General features: G+C 71.8%; 19 protein-coding genes. 6 read left to right on the forward strand and 13 right to left on the reverse strand.

Annotated elements, in window-relative coordinates; genetic code table 11:
- Nucleotides 1–202: 202 nt before the first annotated feature.
- From J2S57_RS22085 to J2S57_RS22115, 7 genes are all read right to left on the reverse strand, one after another.
- The gene (locus J2S57_RS22085; protein WP_307246058.1) at nt 203–1,162 is read right to left on the reverse strand and encodes a glycine betaine ABC transporter substrate-binding protein; all 960 of its coding nucleotides are present in this window, start codon (nt 1,160–1,162) and stop codon (nt 203–205) included.
- 56 nt (nt 1,163–1,218) lie between these two features.
- A complete protein-coding gene (locus tag J2S57_RS22090; RefSeq protein WP_307246061.1) occupies nt 1,219–1,818 on the reverse strand; it encodes a GTP-binding protein in 600 nt (199 codons plus the stop codon).
- A complete protein-coding gene (locus J2S57_RS22095; protein WP_307246063.1) occupies nt 1,802–2,164 on the reverse strand; it encodes a DUF742 domain-containing protein in 363 nt (120 codons plus the stop codon). The genes J2S57_RS22090 and J2S57_RS22095 overlap by 17 nt, the downstream gene beginning before the upstream one ends.
- Nucleotides 2,161–2,586 (reverse strand): roadblock/LC7 domain-containing protein, encoded by a 426-nt coding sequence (locus tag J2S57_RS22100; RefSeq protein ID WP_307246065.1) that lies wholly within the window; start codon nt 2,584–2,586, stop codon nt 2,161–2,163. The genes J2S57_RS22095 and J2S57_RS22100 overlap by 4 nt, the downstream gene beginning before the upstream one ends.
- 4 nt (nt 2,587–2,590) lie before the next feature.
- On the reverse strand, nt 2,591–5,656 hold the full coding sequence (locus tag J2S57_RS22105) for a sensor histidine kinase (RefSeq protein WP_307246067.1): 3,066 nt from the start codon (nt 5,654–5,656) through the stop codon (nt 2,591–2,593).
- A gap of 877 nt (nt 5,657–6,533) precedes the next feature.
- On the reverse strand, nt 6,534–7,538 hold the full coding sequence (locus J2S57_RS22110; protein ID WP_307246069.1) for a M56 family metallopeptidase: 1,005 nt from the start codon (nt 7,536–7,538) through the stop codon (nt 6,534–6,536).
- A 7-nt stretch (nt 7,539–7,545) separates the two neighbouring features.
- Nucleotides 7,546–7,917: a BlaI/MecI/CopY family transcriptional regulator gene (locus tag J2S57_RS22115; protein WP_307246071.1), complete on the reverse strand. Its 372-nt coding sequence runs from the start codon at nt 7,915–7,917 to the stop codon at nt 7,546–7,548.
- A 124-nt stretch (nt 7,918–8,041) separates the two neighbouring features.
- On the opposite strand from J2S57_RS22115, the gene J2S57_RS22120 reads away from it, so the two are divergent.
- The 3 genes from J2S57_RS22120 to cydC are packed head-to-tail and all read left to right on the forward strand — an operon-like array spanning nt 8,042 to nt 14,174.
- Complete coding sequence (locus tag J2S57_RS22120) at nt 8,042–9,487, forward strand: cytochrome ubiquinol oxidase subunit I (RefSeq protein ID WP_307246073.1); 1,446 nt, start codon at nt 8,042–8,044, stop codon at nt 9,485–9,487.
- A gap of 20 nt (nt 9,488–9,507) precedes the next feature.
- Nucleotides 9,508–10,500, forward strand: coding sequence for a cytochrome d ubiquinol oxidase subunit II (gene cydB, locus J2S57_RS22125; protein WP_307246075.1), 993 nt, complete (start codon nt 9,508–9,510; stop codon nt 10,498–10,500).
- Nucleotides 10,497–14,174 carry a thiol reductant ABC exporter subunit CydC gene (gene cydC / locus J2S57_RS22130; protein ID WP_307246077.1) on the forward strand — a complete coding sequence of 1,226 codons (3,678 nt, stop codon included), beginning with the start codon at nt 10,497–10,499 and terminating at the stop codon, nt 14,172–14,174. The genes cydB and cydC overlap by 4 nt, the downstream gene beginning before the upstream one ends.
- Before the next feature lie 6 nt (nt 14,175–14,180).
- On the opposite strand, the gene J2S57_RS22135 is transcribed toward cydC, so the two are convergent.
- The 3 genes from J2S57_RS22135 to J2S57_RS22145 all read right to left on the reverse strand — a co-directional run bounded on the left by J2S57_RS22135 (nt 14,181) and on the right by J2S57_RS22145 (nt 16,070).
- On the reverse strand, nt 14,181–14,633 hold the full coding sequence (locus J2S57_RS22135) for a GNAT family N-acetyltransferase (protein ID WP_307246079.1): 453 nt from the start codon (nt 14,631–14,633) through the stop codon (nt 14,181–14,183).
- 29 nt (nt 14,634–14,662) lie between these two features.
- On the reverse strand, nt 14,663–15,070 hold the full coding sequence (locus J2S57_RS22140) for a hypothetical protein (protein WP_307246081.1): 408 nt from the start codon (nt 15,068–15,070) through the stop codon (nt 14,663–14,665).
- A gap of 61 nt (nt 15,071–15,131) precedes the next feature.
- The gene (locus J2S57_RS22145; protein ID WP_307246083.1) at nt 15,132–16,070 is read right to left on the reverse strand and encodes an EamA family transporter; all 939 of its coding nucleotides are present in this window, start codon (nt 16,068–16,070) and stop codon (nt 15,132–15,134) included.
- A gap of 73 nt (nt 16,071–16,143) precedes the next feature.
- Between J2S57_RS22145 and J2S57_RS22150 the strand changes: the two genes are divergently transcribed.
- The 3 genes from J2S57_RS22150 (at nt 16,144) to J2S57_RS22160 (ending at nt 18,656) form a co-directional block, all read left to right on the forward strand.
- The gene (locus J2S57_RS22150) at nt 16,144–17,091 is read left to right on the forward strand and encodes a LysR family transcriptional regulator (protein WP_307246085.1); all 948 of its coding nucleotides are present in this window, start codon (nt 16,144–16,146) and stop codon (nt 17,089–17,091) included.
- A gap of 84 nt (nt 17,092–17,175) precedes the next feature.
- Nucleotides 17,176–17,757 carry a GNAT family N-acetyltransferase gene (locus tag J2S57_RS22155; RefSeq protein ID WP_307246087.1) on the forward strand — a complete coding sequence of 194 codons (582 nt, stop codon included), beginning with the start codon at nt 17,176–17,178 and terminating at the stop codon, nt 17,755–17,757.
- Complete coding sequence (locus J2S57_RS22160; protein WP_307246089.1) at nt 17,754–18,656, forward strand: nicotianamine synthase family protein; 903 nt, start codon at nt 17,754–17,756, stop codon at nt 18,654–18,656. The genes J2S57_RS22155 and J2S57_RS22160 overlap by 4 nt, the downstream gene beginning before the upstream one ends.
- Here the strand turns inward: J2S57_RS22160 and J2S57_RS22165 are convergent.
- From J2S57_RS22165 to J2S57_RS22175, 3 genes are all read right to left on the reverse strand, one after another.
- Nucleotides 18,625–19,848 carry an amidohydrolase family protein gene (locus tag J2S57_RS22165; RefSeq protein ID WP_307246091.1) on the reverse strand — a complete coding sequence of 408 codons (1,224 nt, stop codon included), beginning with the start codon at nt 19,846–19,848 and terminating at the stop codon, nt 18,625–18,627. The two genes, J2S57_RS22160 and J2S57_RS22165, sit on opposite strands and share 32 nt — an antisense overlap.
- An 85-nt stretch (nt 19,849–19,933) precedes the next feature.
- Complete coding sequence (locus J2S57_RS22170; protein ID WP_307246094.1) at nt 19,934–20,392, reverse strand: hypothetical protein; 459 nt, start codon at nt 20,390–20,392, stop codon at nt 19,934–19,936.
- A 3-nt stretch (nt 20,393–20,395) separates the two neighbouring features.
- The gene (locus tag J2S57_RS22175) at nt 20,396–21,349 is read right to left on the reverse strand and encodes a hypothetical protein (protein ID WP_307246096.1); all 954 of its coding nucleotides are present in this window, start codon (nt 21,347–21,349) and stop codon (nt 20,396–20,398) included.
- Between the last annotated feature and the right edge of the window lie 250 nt (nt 21,350–21,599).

Genomic DNA, 21,599 nt, shown 5'->3' on the forward strand with positions numbered 1-21,599 from the left:
GGCATCCGCGAGCGTGCCGCCACCCTACTCATGGAGCGACACGCCGGTCAGCCGATCGCTGACATCCGGTGCACGGCATGTGAGAAGCCACACGCGGGTTCACAGCTACGTCTTTGCAGGTCAGAGGGAATTCATAGGAAAAAGCGGCGCAACGTCACCAGGTGAACGCGATACGAACGGAGTATCGATCATCCACACACTGTCACGAAGCGGACACGGCTCCCGGCAGCCATGAGCGCCACGTGGCCTGGTTCGCGTCCAGCCACTTCCGGGCGGCGTCGTCGGGGGCCAGACCGGCGTTCAGATCCCTCGCGACCTGGTTCTGATCATCGTTGCCCCACCGGAACCGCTGGATCAGTTCCGCGGCCGGGCTGCCCGAATAGGCGAAGTCCCGGTTCTGGATCTTGTCGAGGTCGTAGGACTGGTAGTCGCAGCGCACGGTGTCCGGGTCGGCGTCGCAGCCGGGCGTGTAGGCGGGCAGCTTGATGTGCACCAGGTCGATCTCGGAGAGCAGCCACTGCGGCGAGTAGAAGTAGCCGATCATCGGCTTCCGCTTCTCCTGCGCCTTCTCGAAGGCGGCGATCAGCTTCTCCTCGCTGCCGGTGTAGGCCACGGTGAGGTCGAGCCCGAGGTTCTCGATGAGCGCCTTGTCGTTCGTGACATAGGTGGGGTCGCCGTCGAGGAACGTGCCGTCGAAGAGGTCGGCGTACTGGTTCAGGTTCTGCCAGTTGGTGATGTCCGGGTACTCCTCGGCCATCCACGGCGGCACGAACCAGCCGATCACACCCTTGTTCCCGGTCAGCCCGGCCTCGACGGCGACCTTCTCGTTGTCGATGTACTTCTTCTTCAGGTCGTCGTGACCCCAGTTCTCCAGGATCGCGTCGACGCTGCCGTCGGCCAGGTGCTGCCACGACGCGTCCTCGGCCTCCGACACCACCTTCACCTCGCAGCCCAGCTCGGTGCGGGCGAGGTAGCTGATCACGGCGAGGTTGGCCGAGTACCCGACCCAGGGGTTCTCGGCGAGAGTGACCGTGCCGCAGTCCTTCGGCTGGACGCCGGGCGCCGCGACCACCGCGGGGGCCGGGCCCCCGCACCCGGTCAGCACCGTCAGGGCCAGTCCGGCCCCGGCGGTGAGGGCGATCAGTCGGGAGCGGGTGGTCACGGTCTCTCCTCTTGCCTTTGATCAGAACGGAAATGGGGGACGCGCGGTGGCTCGCCTCAGTAGGCGGCGGCCTGCTCGGCCAGTCGCCGGGCGAGCACCTCTTCGGTCAGGGCCACCAGCACGCCCTTGACCGACTCCCGCCGCCGCGCGTCGCACAGCACGAGCGGAACCAGCCCGTCGACGCCCAGGGCCTCCCGTACCTCCTCGAGCTCGAACTGCGGCGTGCCCGGGAAGTAGTTGACCGCCACCAGGAACGGGACGCGGTGCTCCTCGAAGTAGTCGATGGCCGGGAAGCAGTCCTCGATGCGGTTGGTGTCGAGCAGGACCACCGCGCCGAGCGCCCCCTCGACCAGGTCGTCCCAGAGGAACGCGTAGCGGTCCTGGCCGGGCGTGCCGAACAGGTACAGGCGCAGCGCGTCGTCCAGGCTGATCCGGCCGAAGTCGAGCGCGACCGTGGTGGTGACCTTGCCGGGCACCGGGTCGCGGTTGTCGATGCCGACCGACTCGTCGGTCATGTCGGCCTCGGTCAGCAGCGGCTCGATCTCCGAGATCGAGCTGACGAACGTGGTCTTGCCGACCCCGAAACCGCCACTGATGACGATCTTGACGGAGATCGGCGCCACGGTGGTGACGGGCCGGTCATAGAGCGCGGACACGATCCCGGATCCTCTCGATCAGCTGTATCGACAGCTCTTCGCGTTGGGTGACGACCACCGATCCGTCGGCCACCAGGTCGGACACCAGCACCCGGGCGACCCCGAACGGCACCTTCAGGGCCGCCGAGATCTCCGCCAGCGAGGTGGGTTCCCGGCACAGCTGCACGATCTGCCGGTGCTCGAACCGCAGGCCCGCGGAACTGACCGCCTCCCGGGCGTGGATCAGGGTCTCCACCCGCAGGCCGTCCTGCACCGGGCGGGTGCGGCCGCCGGTGAGCAGGAACGGCCGGATGACCATGTCCTCGGCAGCGGACGGATCGAACGGATCGGGGTCGGCGGGGGTCATTGCGGCAGGTGCTGCCGGGACTCGGAGATCAGCGACGGCGTCAGCAGCGGGCCGAACCGCTCGGCCAGCGAGGCGATCTCGTAACCGATCAGGCCCAGGTCGCAGTCACCCTCGGCGACCACGCCGAGGCAGCTGCCGCCCGCGATCGCCGACACCAGCAGGAACCCGCGGTTCATCTCGATCATCACCAGCTTGAGCCCGTCGAAGTCGTACCGCCGGGCGGCGGAGCGTCCCAGGCTCGAGAGGCTGGAGACGATCGCGGCCAGGTGGTCGGCCTCGGTGCGGGTCAGGCCGTCGGAGCTGGCGATCAGCAGACCGTCGGAGGAGACGGCCACCGCCTCGCGCACGCCGTCGGTCTGGTGCACGAAATTGCCCAGCAGCCAGCCGAACTGGTGCCGGTCGGTATGGGTGTGGACGCTCATCCTCTTAGGACTCCTCTGTCGGGCGGTGGGAGGCACTCGTGACCGTCGAACTCTGACCGGCCTGCCCACGGCGCATCCCTGCGCGCAGAGCGGTCAGACGGGCACTCACATCGGCGGGGGAGTCGGCGACCTGCCGGCTCCGGGCCGCCGCCGCGTCGAGGTCGATGACGCGGCGCGGCGGGCCGCCCTCGCTCTGGCGCTGGTTACGCGGAACCCGCTTGCGCAGGCCGTTCTCGGTGACGGCGGGGGCGCCCGGACCGCCGGGACCGCCGGGTGCGACGGGCCGGCGTTCCGGGGTGCGGACGCCCGCGGCCGGGGTGGTGCGCCCGGGGCCCCGGACGATCGGGACACCGCCGGTGGGTGGGCTCTGCGTGCGGCCCGGGGCGTGGGGGTGCAGGTCCGGGTAGCCGTCGGGGTGGCTCCCGGGGGCGTTGCGGCGGGTGGACGGCGTGCGCGCCTGGGCGGGTCGCAGCGAGCCCGGCGGACGTGCGTCGGTGGTGCCCGGCATGCTCGGGTTCCCCGGTGCGCCGGGGGCTCCCGGGATCACCGGGACCGGGGCCGAGGGGATACCCGGGGCGAAGCGGGCCGCGGGCAGGTCGAGCCCGGCGGCGGGGGTGCGCAGGTCGATGAAGTCGGGTCGCCCGTCCTCGGTGACGTCACCGTCGTGAGGTGCCTCGTGCGTCCTCTGCTCGAACTGGTGAGCCACCAGGTCACCGGGCTTCGCCCAGCGGGGGGTGCCCGCGATGTGCTCGGGGGCGGGCAGGTCGGCGGTGCGGCCGAGGCCTGCGGACGTGGTGGTCTCGTTCGCGGGGTCACTCGCCGGGGTGGCGGCGGGGCCGGAACCCGGGTCGCCGCCGGTCTCGATGAGTGGCTCGATCACCGGCAGGCCGGTCGCCGCGTCGACGAGCTCGCCCGGGTCGTCGGGCACCAGCGGGGTCTCGAGGTCGTCGAGGCGGTCGTGCCGGTCGAGGCGGGGCAGGGCGAGCAGCGGGGCGGACTGGTCGTAGAGCGGGGCGGGCGTGCTCTCGCGCAGCGACTGCACCTCGACCGACAACGACGCGGCCAGCAGGGACGCCGGCAGCACGACCCGGGCCGTGACCCCGGTGACCGGCGAGGGGAGCAGCTCGACGCGGACACCGGTGTCGCGCGCCAGCTTTCCGACCACGAAGTGACCGAGGAAGCGGGTCGGGGCGGCGATGAAGTCGCCCTCGCCGCGCAGCCGGCTGTTGGCCAGGCGCAGTTCCTCGGGGCTCATGCCGACGCCCTGGTCGGTGACCGCGATCAGGTAGCCGTCGGCCACCCGCCGGCCCTGCACCTCGACCTCGCTGTCGGGCGGGCTGAAGGTCAGGCCGTTCTCGATCAGCTCGGACAGCAGGTGCGCGACCGAGCCGATCGCGCTGCCCACCACGTTGGCCTCGTCCACCCGGCGCAGCGCGACGCGGCGGTACTCCTCGACCTCGGAGACGGCGGCCCGGATCACGTCGGAGACCGGCACGGCCTGCGACCAGGTACGGGGGCTGGACGCGTCGACCAGCACGAGCAGGCTGGAGGCGTTGCGCCGCATGCGGGTGGCCAGGTGGTCGAGCTCGAAGAGGTTGGCCAGGGCGTTCGGGTCGACCTCCTCGCGTTCCAGCGACGTGATGAAGCCGAGCTGGCGGCGGATCAGGTTCTGGTTGCGCCGGCCCAGGTTGGCCAGCGACTCCACCGTGTCGCGCCGCTGCACCGCCTGTTCCGTCGCGAGTTCGTAGGCGGCACCCTGGAGGTGGTCGAGAGCGAGAGCCACGGAACGGATCTCGTCGGTCGCCCGGTCGGGCACGCGCACCGGCTCGGGGCGCTGCGGGGGTGAGTCCGGCGCGGCGTTCTGGGCGCGGCGCACGGCCTCGGGCAGGCGGTGCGAGGCCAGCTCGTCGGCCTCGGCGGCGAGTGAGGCCAGCGGGCGCGAGATCGAGAGGGCGGCCAGGGTCGAGAGGTACACCGACCCGGCGAAGCAGATCACCACGGCGACCACGAGCAGCCCGATGCGCCGGGCGGCGGCGGTCTGCAGGTCGTGCGCGCGCAGCTGGATCTGCGAGCCGACGTGCTGCTCGAGCTGGTTGGCGTCGTCGAGCAGGGTGCCCATGCCCGACCACCAGCTCTGCGGGTTCACGTTCAGGTGCCGCCCGTCGCCGGCCTCCAGGGCGGTCTGCTCGAACGACTGCACGACCTGGGCCGCGCCGGTGGAGAAGATGAAGGCCAGCGACGTCTTCTGCTCGGCGGTGGCGTACTCGTCGAACTGGTCGAGCGAGTACTGGTACTCGGCGCGCATGTCGGCCAGGCGCACGAACTCGTCGTCGCTGAACCCGCCGGCCGAGTACACGCCGCCCAGGAACGCGCGCTCCTGCGACATGCCCTCGATCGCGTGCTGCAGCGACCGGAAGGCCGTCAGCCCGCGTCGCAGCTCGGTGTCGCCGCTGTTGCCCAGCCCCAGGTCGACGTCGGCCAGGGCCGCGACGCGCTCGGTGTAGTACTCGAAAGTGGCCGTGCGCTCGGCGTTCTGGACCTCGTCGCCGCTCTTCAGGGAGTCGGTGGAGGCGCGGATCGCGGTCAGGCCGTCGAGCTGGGCCAGGGCCGCGTCGACCCGGGCCTGCGCGTCGTCGCCCTCGTCGACGAGCTCCTGCACCACACGGCGCTGGGAGTCGACCTCGGACCGGGCCGGGGCCAGCTCGGGGGTGAAGCTGCCGTTGCCGCCCTGCACGGCCGCGGTCACGCCGCGCTCGGTCTGCAGGGCGCTGACCAGCTTCTGCACCTCGAGGGACAGCGTGACCGCGTCCGAGGTGGAGGAGGAGTCGCGGTAGCTGCCGATCTGCTGGGCCGAGAGCAGGCCCAGGAGCAGCAGGATCACCACCGCGGGCAGAGCCAGGATGCGGGCGACGCGGCGGCCGATCGTGCCGCCGCCGGTGGTGGGACGCCGCGGGTCGGGCGATCGGTGGCGGGGCTCCGGAAAGGTCCGGGCAGTGGTGGCGGAGTCGCCCGCCGGTGAATCCGGGCGACCGGAGCCGAGTTGGGCCGGCTCGTGCTGGACCGCTGTCAACGGTTCCTCCGTGGCTGGTTTCTCGCTGGTTCTCAGGTCAGGCTCCGGGTGACCCGGTGGGTCAGTTCCTGCGCGGTCAAGAATGCGGTTGCTGGTGGTCGAGCTGTCTGTCGGTTGCAATCTGGCAGTGCCGATTAGTCAACGCAGAGTCGCGGCTGGATGTACTTAACCAGGCCTTCGCGCCGGTGAACAGGGAAATGACGGAATTCGTTGACAGAACGCGATTCTGGGAGCTGTCCGGGTCACCGTCAGTGTCCTGCGGGAAAGGTGTCGCCTTGGATAACCTGGTGTTTCGGGCGATGACTGAGTTCAATCCGGTTGAGAATTCACGACTTAATTGCGGGATTATCCGGGACCGATTTCGGTGGTCGCGGAATTTCCGGATCCCGCCGATGCCATATGGGTGCGACATCTGATGCCGGTGTGACCCGAGGGGGTATCGGTAATGCCTCGGGTTAACCCTCGGTCAAACTCCGAACACGGTTTTTCCGGGATTTCCCGAACTCGTACGGCTGAGTGTTATTCGGATTTGGGGGCCGCAATCGGGAAACACGGTGCGTAGCGCCCGGACCCTCCTGACTCGGGCCGCCGTGATCCGGGCTGCCGTGACTCGGGCCGTCGTGACTCGGGCCGTCGTGTTTCGGGCCGTCGTGTTTCGGGCCGTCGTGACTCGGGCTGCCCTGGCTCGGGCTGCCCTGGCTCGGGCTGCCGCCGTGACTTGGGCTGCCGTGACTCGGGCCGGTGGGCAACTGATGTCGCACCAGGCCCTGTTTCATCCGGCCATGCCCGCTGCGGGCACCTCCGATGCCGTCGGGACCCGCCCGGCCGACGCCCCGGGCGTCGCCGCAGCACACGGCGGCGACTGGTGGGACAGGTCCTAGCGGACGGCGTCCCAGGTGCTGGTCAGCCAGGGGAGGGCGACGGCCAGGGTGGGGACGGCGATGAGGGCCACGGCGCCGGCGTAGACGGCGGCGGCCAGGCCGGGCGGGGCGACCGAGACCGGGGCGTCGACCAGGCGGCGCAGGCGGGGGAGCACGCCGAGGCCGGTGACCTCGTTCGCGGCGGCGTCGTCGTGGGGGAGCGTGGAGAAGGAGGAGCCCGGGCTCTCCAGTGTGGTGGTTCCGCCCATCGTGGCCAGGGCGGCGATCAGGGGCTGGGGACCGTACAGGCGGCGGGCGGCGTCGTCGGCCAGGAGTTCCACCAGGACCGCGGACTGTTCCAGCGCGGCCTGGGTGCCGGCCCGGCGCCCGGCCGCCTCGTAGAGCACGGTGAAGAACTCCAGCAGCAGGTCGTGCCGGGCCCGCAGGTGCGCCCGCTCGTGCTCGATCACGGCCGCCACCTGCTCGGCGCTGAGGTCACGCAGGGCCGCGTCGCTGATCACGACGCGGGCGTCGCGGCCGGGAAGGCAGTAGGCGTAGGCGATCTCGCCCGCCCGCAGCACCCGCACGTCTTCCTCGGAGGGGCCCGACGCGTCCACCCGGCGGGAACTGGAGAGCAGGTCGATGAGGTCACGGTGCCGGCTGCGGTGACGCCGCAGGCGGCGGGCCACCTGGATGCCCACGTAGTTGAGCTTGACCAGGGCGACCACGGTGAGAACGAGCAGCAGGCCGGCGATGCCGAGGTGCAGCACGCCGGTCGCGTCGAGCTGGTCCGGGATCCGGGCGCGCTCGCCGTCGCGGGGCAGGAAGAGGTTGAAGACGAGCGCCTGGATCGTGGCCAGGGCCGCACCGAACGTGGCCAGCAGCGCGGCGACGGCCACGGCCTGCCACAGCACCACGGCGGCCCGCGGCACGGTGAGCAGCAGCCGGGCCCGGGCCAGCACGGCCGGAACCGGCCACACCAGCGTGATCGCGAGCAGCCAGAGCCAGGCCGGTGCGCTCATCGGGTGGTCACGGAGCGCGTTCCGGCGATCCGCTGAGCGCAGCCTTGAGGAGTTCCGTCTCCCGGGGGGACATCCGGCCGACGAAGTGCAGCAGGGCCGCCTGGCGGGCCTGCGCGCCACCGACGTCTCCCAGCGCGTCCATCATCAGCTCGGCCGCCATCTGCTCGCGCGACTCGGCGGCGGAGTACAGGTGGGCCTTGCCGTCACGGGTCTGGCTCGCGAGGCCCTTCTTGGCCAGACGCTGGAGCACCGTCATGACCGTGGTGTAGGCCACCTCGCGCTGCTCGCCCAGGGAGGCGTGCACGTCGCGCACCGTCATCGGTGCCGGTGACGCCCACAGGCAGTCCATGACGTCGCGTTCGAGATGACCCAGGCTCACGCACCGGATTCTACCTTCGACCGCCCGAAGGTACGAGCCCGTGTAGTACGACAATCCGTCGTACTACACTGTGTCGTAGATGAGTCGTAGGGTTCATCGTCCCGATCCAGGAGGGCTCAAGGCCATGGACGTCACAGATCTCGCGCGGCTCCAGTTCGCGGTGACGACCGTCTACCACTACCTGTTCGTGCCGCTGTCGATGAGCCTGTCGCTGCTGACGGCCCTCTTCCACACCGCCTGGCTGCGCACCCGCAAGGACCACCTGAAGCGGGCGACCGTGCTGTGCGGCCAGCTCCTGCTCATCACCTTCGCCGTCGGTGTGGTCACCGGCCTGGTGCAGGAGTTCCAGTTCGGCCTGGCCTGGAGCAGCTTCGCCCGCTTCTACGGCGACGTGTTCGGCCCCACGCTGGCGATCGAGGGCATGCTCGCCTTCTTCCTCGAGGCCACCTTCCTCGGCCTGTGGTTCTTCGGCTGGGACAAGCTGCCCAAGGGCCTGCACCTGGCCACGATCTGGATCGTCGCCATCGGCACCCAGCTGTCGGCGTTCATCATCCTCTCGGCCAACTCGTTCATGCAGAACCCGATCGGCTACTCGATCAACCCCGAGACGGGGCGGGCCGAGCTGGAGAACTTCGGCACGCTGCTGTTCAACAAGCTCAACCTGGCCGCCTACCCGCACGCCGCCTCCGGTGCCCTGATGACCGGCGGCGCCCTGCTGCTGGCCATCTCGATCTGGAACCAGCTGCGCCGTCCCGGAGCCGACCGCGCCGCGGTGCGCGCCCTGGGACGGGTCGGGGCCTGGGTGGTCGTCATCGGTGGCGCCCTCGTCGCCATCAGCGGTGACCGCCTCGGCGTCGTCATCACCGAGGTCCAGCCGATGAAGATGGCCGCCGCCGAAGCGCTCTACAGCACCACCACCGGCGCGCCGTTCTCCCTGTTCTCCTACGCCGGGCCGGGCGAGGCCGAGCCGTCGATCAAGATCGACATCCCCGGCCTGCTCTCGTTCCTGGCCACCCACGACTTCCACGGCACCGTGCAGGGCATCAACGACCTGCAGGCGCAGTACACGCAGCAGTACGGCGAGGCCAACTACGTCCCCTGGGTGCCGGTCGCCTTCTGGTCGTTCCGCCTGATGATCGGCGTCGGCATGACCGCCGCCGTGCTCGCCGCGCTCTACCTGTTCGTCACCCACAAGGACCGCGACCTGCCGGCGGTCCTGAGCCACGCGCGCATCCGGCCCTTCGCGGTTCTCGTCCCGGTCACCGTCGGCCTGATGCCGCTCGCCGCCAACGCCATCGGCTGGATCTTCACCGAGACCGCCCGTCAGCCCTGGCTCGCCTTCGGCCTGTTCCGCACCGAGCAGGGCGTCAGCCCCGGGGTCACGGCGACCGAGGTGATCATCTCCATCGCCGGTTTCACCATCGTCTACGGCGTGCTCGCGGTGGTCTGGGTACGCCTGATGTGCCGCCTCGTGCGTTCCGGGCCGGGCCATGACGAGCACGCTCACGAAGACGACCACAGCGACAGCACACCCGACCGCGACGACGACCGACTCGTCCTCACGTACTGACTGAAAGGCGAGTGACGGAAATGGATCTGCCCACGATCTGGTTCGGCGTGATCATCGCCGCCTGGGTGCTGTTCTTCGTGCTCGAGGGCTTCGACTTCGGGGTCGGCATGATCGTCGGCCTGGGCCGGCGCCCCCGCCACGAACGGGACGTCGCCGTGCGCACCATCGCCCCGGTCTGGGACGGCAACGAGGTCTGGCTGGTCGGCGCGATCGGCCTGATGTTCGCGATCTTCCCGGAGTGGTACGCGTCCGTGCTCTCGGGCCTGTACCTGCCGATGGTGCTCATCCTGCTGGCGCTCGCCGCCCGCGGTGTCGCCCTGGAGTTCCGCGGCAAGTACCACGGCGAGGGCGAGGAACGCTGGAAAGACCGCTGCGACAGGGTGATGGCCGCCTCCTCGCTCGTCATCGTCGCGCTCTGGGGCGCCGTGGTGGCCGTGCTCGCCCGGGGCCTGGCGATCGACGAGGGGGGCGAGGTCATGGCGTCCGGCTGGACGCGCAGCATCGACCCGCTCCTGACCACCGAAGCCGCCGCCGGTGCGGCCGGTGGCGTGCTGATGGCGCTGCTGGCCGGGGCGCTGTTCCTGTCGCTGCGCACCAACGGCCCGCTGCGGGACTGGGCGCGGGACGTGGCCGTGCGCACCGGTGGGGCGCTCGCCGTGGGGGCCCTGGTGGTCGCCGCGCTGACCGGGCAGTTCGTGGTCGTGCTCATCGCGGTGCCCGCCGCGCTCGCCGCCGCCGGGGCGTTCGGGCGGCGTGAGGGCCTGGCCTTCACCGCCGGGGCGGTCACGATCGCGCTGGCTACCGTGCTCGGGATGGCCTGGCACGCACCCACCCTGCTGCCCAGCACGCTCGACCCGAGCTGGTCGGTGACCATGGAGAGCGCCGTCACGTCGGACTTCTCGCTCGGCGTGATCAGCTGGGCGGCCCTGTTCATCATGCCCGCGGTGGTGGCCTACCAGGCGTTCTCGTACTGGGTCTTCCGCCGCCGGCTGAGCAGCGCGAGGGTGGCATGAGCACGGTCGAGGCTCCCGCCGTGGTCCGGGACGACGACGTGCAGGCTCCCGTGACGCCCCGCCCCCGGGGTCCGGTCGACACCCGCGTGTTCGCTCTCGTTCCCACCCTGCGCGGGGACGCGGTGGTCATCGGGGGAGTCTCGGCTCTCGGCGCGCTGGGGTTGCTGGGACAGCTGGTCAGCGCGGCCTGGGCGGTGACCGCCTTCTCCCGGGGGGACTCGGCCGGGCCCGCGGTGATCACCTTCGTCGTGGCGACCCTGGTGCGCAGTGCGTTGCGGGCGGCCGAGAACCTGCTCACGGCCCGGGCTTCGGGCCGGGCCCGCGAGGCCCTCGGCGCCGCACTGGTCGGGGCCGGTCTGCGGATGACACCCGGGCGGCTGGCCGCGACGGGTCCGGGCGCCGTCTCGGCACTCGCGACCGGTGGTGTGGACACGCTCGAGAAGTACGTCACCCGTTACCTTCCCGCGGTCGTGCCGGCCGTGCTGCTGCCGCCCACGGTGATCGTGGTGCTGGCGCTGCTCGACCTGCGCTCGGCGGTGATCGTGGTCGTGACGCTGCCGCTGATCCCGTTGTTCGCGGCGCTGGTGGGCTGGCTGACGGAGCGCCGCTCGAACGAGCAGTGGCAGCTGATGTCGCGGTTGTCGGCGCACTTCCTCGACGTGGTGCAGGGTCTGGTCACGCTGCGGGCCTACCGCCGGGCGGAGCGGCAGGTCGAGACGCTCGCCGAGGTGGGGGAACGGCACCGGGCCGCGACCGTGCGGGTGCTGCGGATCGCGTTCCTGTCCGGCACCGCGCTCGACCTGGTGGCCACGCTGTCGGTCGGGCTGGTGGCGGTCGAGGCCGGGTTGCGTGTCGCTGCCGGCGATCTCGGGCTCGGCACGGCGCTGCTGGCGATCCTGCTGGCGCCCGAGGCCTACCGTCCGGTGCGGGAGCTGGGGGCGCGGTTCCACGAGAGTGCCGACGCGTCGGCGGTTCTCGACGAGGCTTCCGGGCTTGTGGACGTGGTGGTCGCCCCCGCGGTCACCTCCGGTTCCCTTCCTTCCGGGGTGGCGCTGCTGGCGGACGGTCTCACCGTGCGCGTGCCCGGCCGTGCCGAGCCGGTGCTGTCGGGGGTGGGCCTGTGGGTGTTCACGGGCCAGGTCACGGCGATCGCGGGACCGTCGGGGGTCGGGAAGACCACGCTGCTGCGGGTTCTCGCCGGCCAGCAGGTGCCGGAGGCCGGTGTGGTGAAGGGCGACGCGGCGTCGGTGGTCTACCAGCCGCAGCGTCCCACCTTCCCGCTGGCCCGCACCCTGCGCGACGCCGTCACCGCCGCCTGGCCGGACGCGCCCGACGCCGTGGTCGCGCAGGCCCTGCGTGACGCTGCCGCCGACTGGGTCACCGACCTCGACACCCCGCTCGCCGAGGACGGCCGCGACCTCAGCGCCGGCCAGCGCCAGCGCCTCGCCCTGGCCCGCACCCTCGTGCAGGCCTCCCGGGTGGACCGCGGTGCCGTCCTTCTCCTGGACGAGCCCACCGCCCACCTCGACGACGCCACCGAACAGGCGGTGCTGACCGGCCTGCGCCGCCGCGCCGACGCGGGTGCCGCCGTGGTCACGGTGGCCCACCGCCCCGCGGCCGTCGCCGCGGCCGACGAGGTCACCCACCTCCGGGCGACCACATCCCGAACGATCGCCCCTTCCGACGGCCGGCCCACACCATCCGACGGCCTGCCCCGCCTCGTGCCCTCACCCCGTCCCCGGTCAGCTCGCGAGGCCACTGCGGCCGACGCCTGGGCCGGGACTGACGCCGGGACCGACGGTGGGGCGGATGCCGGGACCGACGCCGCGCTCTCGTCGGCCGACGTCTCCACGTCCCCGACGCGTGGCATCCCCCGGACCGGTGCCGACGCGTCCCTCATCGACCACCCGGGCAGCGGCACCACCCACTCGGCGGCCGATAACAGGCCCACGCGCACCGTGAACGAAACCGCCCTGCCCGGATTCGGCCGGGCCTGGGCCGACGCCCGGCCCACCCGCAGCTGGATCCCCGCCCGTCTGCGCACCGCGACGATGAACCTGGCGATCGTGCTGGGCACGTTGTCGTCGCTGTCCGGGGTCGCGCTCACCGCGGTGGCGGCCTGGCTGCTGACCAAGGCGTCCGGGCAACCGCCGATCCTGACGCTGACCGTGGCCGTGGTCGGGGTGCGGCTGTTCGCGGTGACCCGGCCGGTGCTGAGCTACCTCGACCGGCTCGTCGCGCACGACGTGGCCCTGGCCGATCTCGGCCGTCTGCGGGCACGGGTGTACGCCGACCTGATCCCGCGGGTGCCCGGGCCCGCGCTGCCCCGGCGGGGTGACCTGCTGACCCGGCTCGTCGACGACGTGGACGCGGTGGGCGACACCGTGCTGCGCTGGAAGCGCCCGGCGGTGGTGGCCGGCGCCACGCTGGCGACCGCGATCGTGATCGGCTCGATCATCGACAGTGCCGCGGCGCTGGCGGCTCTGCCCGGTCTCGTCGTCGCCGCGCTCATCGCGCCGGCCGTCGCCGGGGCCGGAGCCGACCTCCGGGCCGAGCGCGGTGCCGAGGCCAAGGCCGGTTACTCGCAGTCGGTGGTCGAGGTGCTGGCCGGGGCCGAGGACGTCAAGGCTCTCGGCGCCGAGGGGGCCGGCGTCGGGCCGGTGCGGGCGGCGGCACGCGCCGTCACCGCCGTGGACGGGGCTCAGGTGCGGCGCACCGCGCTGGCCGAGTTCCTGCGCATGGCCGGTGCGGGACTGGCCGTGGCCGGGGTCATGATCGCCACGACCACCGCGAGCGCCGGGCTCAGCCTGGAACAGGTCGGGGTGCTCGTGCTCGGCACGCTCGCCCTGGCCGACGTCACGGCCACACTTCCCGACGCGGTGAACGCCCGCACCCGGGGACTCGTCGCCCGGCGTCGCCTGACCCAGGTGCTCGAGAGCCGGCCGGTGAGCACCGATGGTGCCGGGACGTCCACCCGTGACAGCACCGAAACCACTGACAGCGTCGAGAGTGCCCCCGCCGTGCACTTGAGGGATGTGAGGGCGGGCTGGGACCCGGCGCGCGAACCGGTGCTGGACGGGCTCGATCTCACGGTCGCGTCCGGGCGCCGCATCGCCGTGCAGGGGCCGTCGGGCTGCGGGAAGTCGACGCTGGCCGCGCTGGTGCTGAAGTTTCTCGACCCGAGCGGCGGCAGCGTGCTCCGCAACCACGTGGACTACCGCGATCTCACCGGTGACCAGGTGCGTTCTCACGTGGGCCTGGTCTCTGACGACGACCACGTGTTCGCGAGCAGCCTGCGGGAGAACCTGAGACTGGCCCGGCCCGACGCCACCGACGGCGACCTGCGCGTCGCGCTGACCCGGGCCCGGCTCGGCCACTGGTTCAACCGCACCCCGCAGGGCCTCGACACCTGGCTGGGTGAGCGCGGGGCCACCATGTCGGCCGGCGAACGGCGCCGCCTGGCTCTGGCCCGGGCCCTGCTCGCCGACCGCCGGGTGCTCGTGCTCGACGAGCCGGCCGAGAGCCTCGATCCCGAGACCGCCCAGGCCGTGCTCACCGACGTGCTCGAGGCGTCCGCGGGCACGTCGGTGCTGCTGGTCACCCACCGATCCGAGGGGCTCGGGATGATGGACGCGGTGGTGCGGCTGCGGAGTGGACGGCTCGAGCGCCCGTGAGGAGTCTCAGAGCTCGTACTTGAACCCGGCGTGCGACTGCACGAAGCCGAGTCTCAGGTAGAAACGGTGGGCGTCGGTGCGGGTCCGGTCGGACGTCAGCTGCACCAGGTCACAGCCCCGGGAACGGCACTCGTCGAGCACCCAGCGCATCAGCGTCGACCCCAGACCGGCGCCGCGCTCGGTGCTCGACACCCGCACCGCCTCGACGATCGCCCGGGTGGCTCCCCGCCGGGACAGCCCCGGCACGAACGTCAGGTGCGCGGTGGCCAGCACGGTGCCGTCGCGTTCGCCGACCACCAGGAACTGGCCGGGATCCTCGTTCACCCGGGTGAAAGCTCTTTCGTAGAGCGCAAGGTCGTCGGGGCTCTCGCGCAGGGCGCCGAGCCGGTCGTCGGCCAGCAGGCCCACGATCGCGGGCACGTCACGGACGGTCGCGCGGCGGAAGTCGATGTCAGTCATCGCATCGGATCATAAGCAGAGATGACCGATCAGGCCGCGTGGATGCGTCCCTTTCGCGGTTCCGGGAGCCCGGTCGCCGTGGACCCCGCCCGGTTGCGCGCCCGGCGGTCGAGCGCCGCCTGCACCAGGAGCCGGCCCGCGTCGCCGTACCCGGCCCGCTCGGGGGCGACCAGTGGCAGGTCGGCGACGAGATCATCGGTGACGGAGGCGATCCGGGCCGGTTCGCCGGCGCCGGCGGTTTCGGTGCCCCGCCCGCCGGTTCTGGCGGTTTCGGTGCCCCGCCCGCCGGTTCCGGCGGATTGGGTGCCCCGCCCGGCGGCCCCGAGGGGTTCGGTGTCCCGCTGCGGGTCGCGGCCACGCCCGGCCACGACCTTCCCGAAGCCGCAGGCCAGCAACAGGAACGCACCGGGAGCCAGTGCCAAGAGCTCGACGAACATGACGGTCTCCTTCGGGGGCCGGACTGCCGGGTCGCGTTCCAGCATCCGTCGGCAGTGGCCCTCAAAGCGTCAGCCCCCGGGCTGAATTCACCGGTACCTGGGTACCGGCGTCATCCTGCGGGGGGACATCCGAGGGGCGGGGGCCACCCGGTCGGCGCAGTGCCACGACCGCCACCCCGACCAGCAGGATGCCGCCGCCCAGCAGCTCGAACGGACCCGGCTGCTCGTGCTGCACCAGCCAGGCCGTGATCAGCCCGACCACCGGCACCAGCAGGGTGAACGGCACCACCTGGGCGGCGGTGTACTTCGCCAGCAGGGTGTTCCAGATGCCGTAGCCGACCAGCGAGGCCAGCACCGCCGTGTAGACCGTGGAGGCCACGTTGCCCAGGGTGATGTGGGTCAGGGCGTGCCCCACCTCGGCCGGCCCGTCGATCAGCAGCGACAGGGCGAACAGCGGCACCGGCACCACGACCGCCGACCACACCGTCAGCGCGAGCCCCGAGGGCACGGCCGCCCGGCGGCTCAGCACGTTGCCGCTCGCCCAGCTCAGCGCTCCGCAGACGCACAGCGCCAGGCCCACGAGCGGTGTCTCCGCGGAGCGGCCCAGGGCCACCACGGCCAGACCGCAGGCGCCCAGTCCCACCCCGATGGCGGCCTTGCGGCTGGGCCGTTCGCGCAGCACCCCGGCCGCGATCACGACCGTGGCCACCACCTGCGTCTGCAGCACCAGGCTGGCCAGCCCGGCCGGCATGCCCGCGTTCAGCGAGGTGTAGAGGAACGCGAACTGCCCCAGGCTGAGGAAGGTGCCGACCAGCAGCAGCGTGCGCCAGGGCACCGCCGGGCGGGGTATCAGGAACACCGCCGGCAGCAGCACGACGACGAACCGCAGGGCCACGAACAGCAGCGGTGGGAACCCGGCGAGACCCTCGTCGATGACGACGAAGTTCATTCCCCAGATCACGGTCACGAGTACGGCCAGGAGCGAGTCGCGGGTGGTCACCCCGCCAACGATGCTCCCGGCAACCATGTACGTCCATCGACTCCTGCTGCCGCCCAATCGGTAGCATCGCTACATGATGGATCTGGTGGCCCTGCGTTCCCTGATCGCGGTCGGCGAGCACGGCACCGTCGCGGCCGCCGCCCAGGCCGGCGGGTACACCCCGTCCGCGGTGTCTCAGCAGATCAAGCGCCTCGAGAAGGATCTCAGCGCCGTCCTGCTCGAGCGGGTCGGGCGGGGCGTGGTGCTCACCGAGCAGGGGCGGGCCCTGGTGCAGCACGGGCACGGCATCCTGCGGCAGGTCGAGGCCGCCACGGCCGGTATCAACGGGCACGGCGCCGAGCCGGCCGGGCCGCTGCGGATCGTGGCGTTCTCCACGGCGGTGCGGGGTCTGGTGGCGCCGCTGCTGGCCGACCTGGCCCGCAGCGCGCCGGGCCTGGTGCCGGAGCTGTTCGAGCGTGACCCGTTCGACGCGGTGGACTCGGTCGCGGCCGGCCAGGCCGACATCGGCCTGGTGCACCACTGGGTGGGCGTGCCGCTGCACCGCCCGGACCACGTGGCCGCGCAGTTCATCGGGTTCGACACCGCCGACCTGCTGGTGCACCGCGACCACCGGCTGGCCCGGGAAGAGCTGGTCACCCCGGCCGACCTGGTCGACGAGCCCTGGGCCTCGACCCCCGTGGGCACCATCTGTCACGGTTGGTTCGTCTACATGTTCACCGGTTTCGCGCGTCCGCCGGCCGTGCGGATGTGGGTCGAGGAGTTCGGGTCGCAGTTGCGCCTGGTGGAGGAGGGCGTCGCGGTGGCGCTGCTGCCCCGGCTGGGCCGGGGCACTCTGCCCGACGACGTGGTGGCGGTGCCGGTCGCGGGACCCGCGCCCACCCGGGTGATCGAGATGATCTGGCGGGACTCGATGTCCGCCAGCCCGGCGATCCGCCGGGTGCGCGAGCGCTGCCAGGCCGTGTTCGCCGACCGGGGTGAGGGTTTCGACCCGAGTGACGAGTACCGGTCGACTTTGCTGTGATCCCGGTCAAGTCCCGGGGCGCGACGGGGCGTTACTCGCGAGTGAATGAGAGTCATTCTCAGAAGATCCGTTATCGTCGTGCGGGTGACAGCGACGACCACGGGGGACGGAAGGGCAATGGCCGCTATGGAGATCCGGCTCGCACGAGCAGAAGACCTGGGCGGTGCCGCCGCCTGCATGCGTGAGGTGCTCGACCGTGACATGGGCGGGTACCGCGAGCGCTGGCACCGTGACATCGACGACCTTGCGGCCACCTACCTCGAGGCCGAGCGGGCGGCGTTGTTCGTGGCGGTCGAGGCCGGCGACGAGGCGCGCGTGCTCGCGACGACCGCGGTGCGTCCCTGTCATCTGGCCTCGCCGCCCAATCCCGGGTGGCTCGCCGAGCGCTACAACGTTCCCGGCGCGAGTCAGCTGGTGCGGGTCTGGGTGCGCGCGCAGGCGCGGCGCCGGGGCATCGCCCGGATGCTGGTGGCGCAGGCCTGTTCGTGGGCCACGCAGGTCGCCGGCTACGAGACGGTCTACCTGCACACCGACGCGGGAGTGCCCGGCGCGGAGGCGTTCTGGCGGTCGATGCCGACGGTCGAGGTGCTCGACGAGCGGCCCGATCCTGACAACACGGTGCATTTCGAGATCGACCTGCCGAAGATCGGGGCGCTCGGCCGGTGAGCGGTGCGGGGGTCACGCCGGCAGCCGGTGCTCACGTCGTCGCCGAGGCGGGTGATCTGGCCCTGCTGCGCGACCGGTCCGACGCCGAGCAGCTCGCGGCCCGGGTCGCCACGATCTACGAGAATCTGCGGCAGCAGCCCGGTCTGGCGCCGTCGATCGTGGTCGACCGGTTGTTCACCGAGCTGGTCGGGCTGTGTGAGGACGACGGGGGAGACCTTTCGGCGCGCGCGGCCCGGGTGCTGAGCGATGAGCGGGTCGCCTCGCGGTTGTCCGGGCTGCACGAGGTGTGCGCCGAGGGTGAGTACCTGATGGAGATCCACTGGTCGCGGCGCATCGCGGTGGCCGAGAAGCCGCGCGAGGTGCTCGAGCACTTCCCCTACCTCGGCAACTACCGCGAGCTGACCCGGCTCGAGATCAACCTGCTGCGCTGTTTCGGCGTGGAACCGTCGGCGGCGCGGCGCATCTGCTTCCTCGGGGCGGGCCCGCTCCCGCTCAGCGCGGTCTGTCTGCACGAGGAGCTCGGGGTCATGGTGGACGTGGTGGACCGGTCCGCGGAAGCCGTCGCCCTGGGGGCGGCGTGCGTGAACGCCCTGCTCGGGCACGGCGCCGTGCGGTTCCACCAGGCCGAGGCGGCCGAGTTCGAGGCGGTGGCCGGGGCCGACGTGGTGGTGCTGGGGGCACTGGCCGGGCTGGACCCGGCCGAGAAGAACGCGATCCTGGCGGCGCTCCGGCAGCGGCTGAGTCCGGGGGCGGTGCTCCTGGTGCGCAGCGCGGCCGGTCTGCGGCGGCTGCTCTACCCGGCCGTCGGCACGCAGGAGCTGAGCGGGTGGGAGAAGCTCGGCGTGCTCCACCCGCTCAACGACGTCATCAACTCGGTGATCGTGCTGCGTCGTCCCTGAAGCTGCTGTCCCGCACGGTGTCACCGCGCACGACCACGGTGCGAACCCTGGTCAGCGCGGTGATGTCGAGCCGGGGGTCTCCGTCCACGACCAGGAGGTCGGCGTCGGCGCCGGCCCCGAGGCGTCCCTTGTTCGCCAGCCCGCACGCCTGGGCCGACACGCCCGTGGCGGTGGCGATCGCGTCATCAGGTGCGATTCCGGCGGCCACGAGCTCGGCCACGGCCAGTGCCACGATGCCGTGCGGTTTCGCCGCGTGGATGCCGGCGTCGGAACCGCTGATCACCAGAACGCCCTCGCGGTGCAGCTTCTCGACCTGTGCGAACCGGTGTGCGGGCACCAGCCCGGTGCGCCGCGTGACCTCCTGCGCCTGGGCCGACGGCCGGCTGCCGGGGATCCGCCCGAAGGTCGGCCCGATGTGGATGCCGTGACGCCGCAGACGTTCGGCGAGGTCGGGCGGGGTCTGCACGCCGTGGGTGGTCAGGCAGGTGCAGTGCTCGATGCCCCGCACGCCGGAGTCGATGCAGAGGTTGACGGCGTCGAGCGAGTGAGCGTGCGCCACCACCGGAAGCCCGTGGCGCTCGGCCCGTTTCACCACCAGGGCGAGGTCGTCAGGGGAGTACTGCAGCGACAGCAGGTCCGAACCGGGCGTCATCGCGCCCCCGCTGACCACGATCTTGACCAGCGGCGCGCCCCGTTCGGCCCGCTCGTCCACGGCGGCGACCAGGGCGTCCGCCCCCGCGGCCTCACCTCCCAGGGCCGCGCAGTGCCCGCCCGGCGTGGTGACGGGCGGCCCGGACGCGACGACAGTCGGCTCGTGGGAGCGTGTTTCGCGCTGCAGCACGTTCCAGCGGTTGTCGCCGAGATCCCGCACGGTGGTGACCCCGGCCCGCACGTGCCCCTGCAACGATTCCCGCACGACCTGCTCACGCTCGTCGGCGGTGCGCCGAGGGTCGCGACCGAGAGCCCCGTCCTGCCCGTCGGCGATCAGGTGCACATGCGTGTCGATGAGCCCCGGCAGCAGCGTGCCCCCGTCGTGACGCTGCACCGCGAACCCCTCGGGAATCACGCTCATCCCCGGATGCACCGCGAGAATGGACGGACCCTCGACCAGCACGGTGGCGCCGTCGGGCAGGAACCGTTCCCCGTCGAAGGCCAGGGGAGCGACGTGGGCGACACGTTCCGGTCTCGGCATGCCGTTCAGTCTCGTAAGCGGGCGGACGGTAATCAAGACATCACGTGGTGATGATGAACAAACTCCCGCGTACCGGCGCTTATGGTCAGCCCACCCAGCCGGGTTCCGCCCGCACCGTCAGCTCCGGCGCGCCGGCGATCGGGGCGACGGCGTGATCGATGCGCAGGTCGCCCTCCTCGGCCGCGTCCTCGTCGGTGATGACCTTGCCGAAACTCGCGTCTGTGGCCACCAGGATCCAGCGGTCGGGATGAGTCGTGCCGTCGTCGACGAGGCACCGGCGTCCCAGACGGGGGGAGAGGAACTGGGCCAGCTGCAGCTCGGACATCCCCAGTGGGCCGACGAACCCGGCGTAGCAGACGAGGGTCGTGCTGAACCCCCGACCGGGGTCGCCCTGCTCCAGCAGAACCGCGGGATCGCCGATCCTGGTGTCGGGGGCGTCGGCGCCGAGCAGCACGCGCTCGCCGGTGACGCCGAGCTCTGCCAGGGCTTCGCGGAGACCGGCCGGGTCCACCCGGCCGTCGAAGGCCAGTTCGTAGTTTTCCATGCGTCATCCCCGAAAGCTCTTGTGGTGGCGGAATACAGCCAGGGCGCGGCGTCTGACCTCGGGGGTCAGGAGCCTATTGTGATCCATGGTCCTCTCCGCGTGGGCGCGGTCATCCGCGAACTGGATGTACGTCTGCAGGGCCTGGAACTCGGCCCGGGAGAGCTGCTCGAGACCTGGCCCGGACTCCGGGAAGAGCGTGCCCTGTTCCTTCATGGCGTATCGGCGTCCCGTGGAGGTCACGTAGCGCTGCGAGGCCGGGTCCCATGGAGCCGTCCCGTTCCGGATCGCTGCGACGTCCGCCTCGACGTCGACCTGCGGCAGGATCACGGTATTGACGTTCTTCCGGACCGACTTCGACGTGATCCGGCTCAGGAAATGCCGCGGGTGCGGTGCTCTCGCGGGCTCCCGGGCGGCAGGGCCCCGGACCTTGTGCGGAGATGGCGAGGCGCCGTCCCGTCCCAGAGCGAGGGCGGCCTGACTCTCCGCCTCCGTGGCCTCCGCGATCCGAGTGAGCTGCTGTCTCAGGCCCGCAACGGCCGAGGCCAGGGTGATTCCGCGGGCCATGAGTACCGGGATGTCGGTGCGGGCGGCGGCCTGGTGCCAGGTCTCCAGGTCGTGAGCCGCCCTCGTGAGCGCCAGGGAGCACGCCGTCATCTGGTCTGCGGCCGGCCCGAGGTGATGGGCGACGGCAGAACCGGCGGCCTGCTCGGGCACCAGCCGCAGGGCCACCACAGCCAGATGTGTGGCTGTGGTGGCTTCACGGAGGGCGCTCGCCGTCGCGGAGCAGGCATCGGCGGCCTCGCCGATGCCCCGGGCCAGGCCGTTCCAGCCGTGCTCGTCGGCGGTGTGGATCAGGCCCAGGGCCACGGCACGGCTCGCCTCGCTGCTTGCCGTCGCTTCGTCGATTGCCGCGGTGACGGAGAGGAGGAGCTCCACGATGTCGCCGAATGCTGTCATTCAACCCCGCTCTGTGACTGATCATGACAAGGTATCCCATAGGGTCATGTCAGTGGCCCCGGTCGTCACGACGACGATCCTGAAACCCCTCAGCCCCCGGAGACCGACCGCCTGGCGCTGGGTGGCGCGCGTCGTAACCAGGTGCGAAAGCGCTGGTCAAGCCGGTGGGGGCATGGGCGGCGTCACCATCGCGCCCCCTGTCCGGACAGCTTCTTCCTGCTTACCCTCGGTGCCGAAGACCCTGGCGGAG

Origin of the sequence: Kineosporia succinea, assembly GCF_030811555.1 — a bacterium.
GTDB classification, from domain to species: domain Bacteria; phylum Actinomycetota; class Actinomycetes; order Actinomycetales; family Kineosporiaceae; genus Kineosporia; species Kineosporia succinea.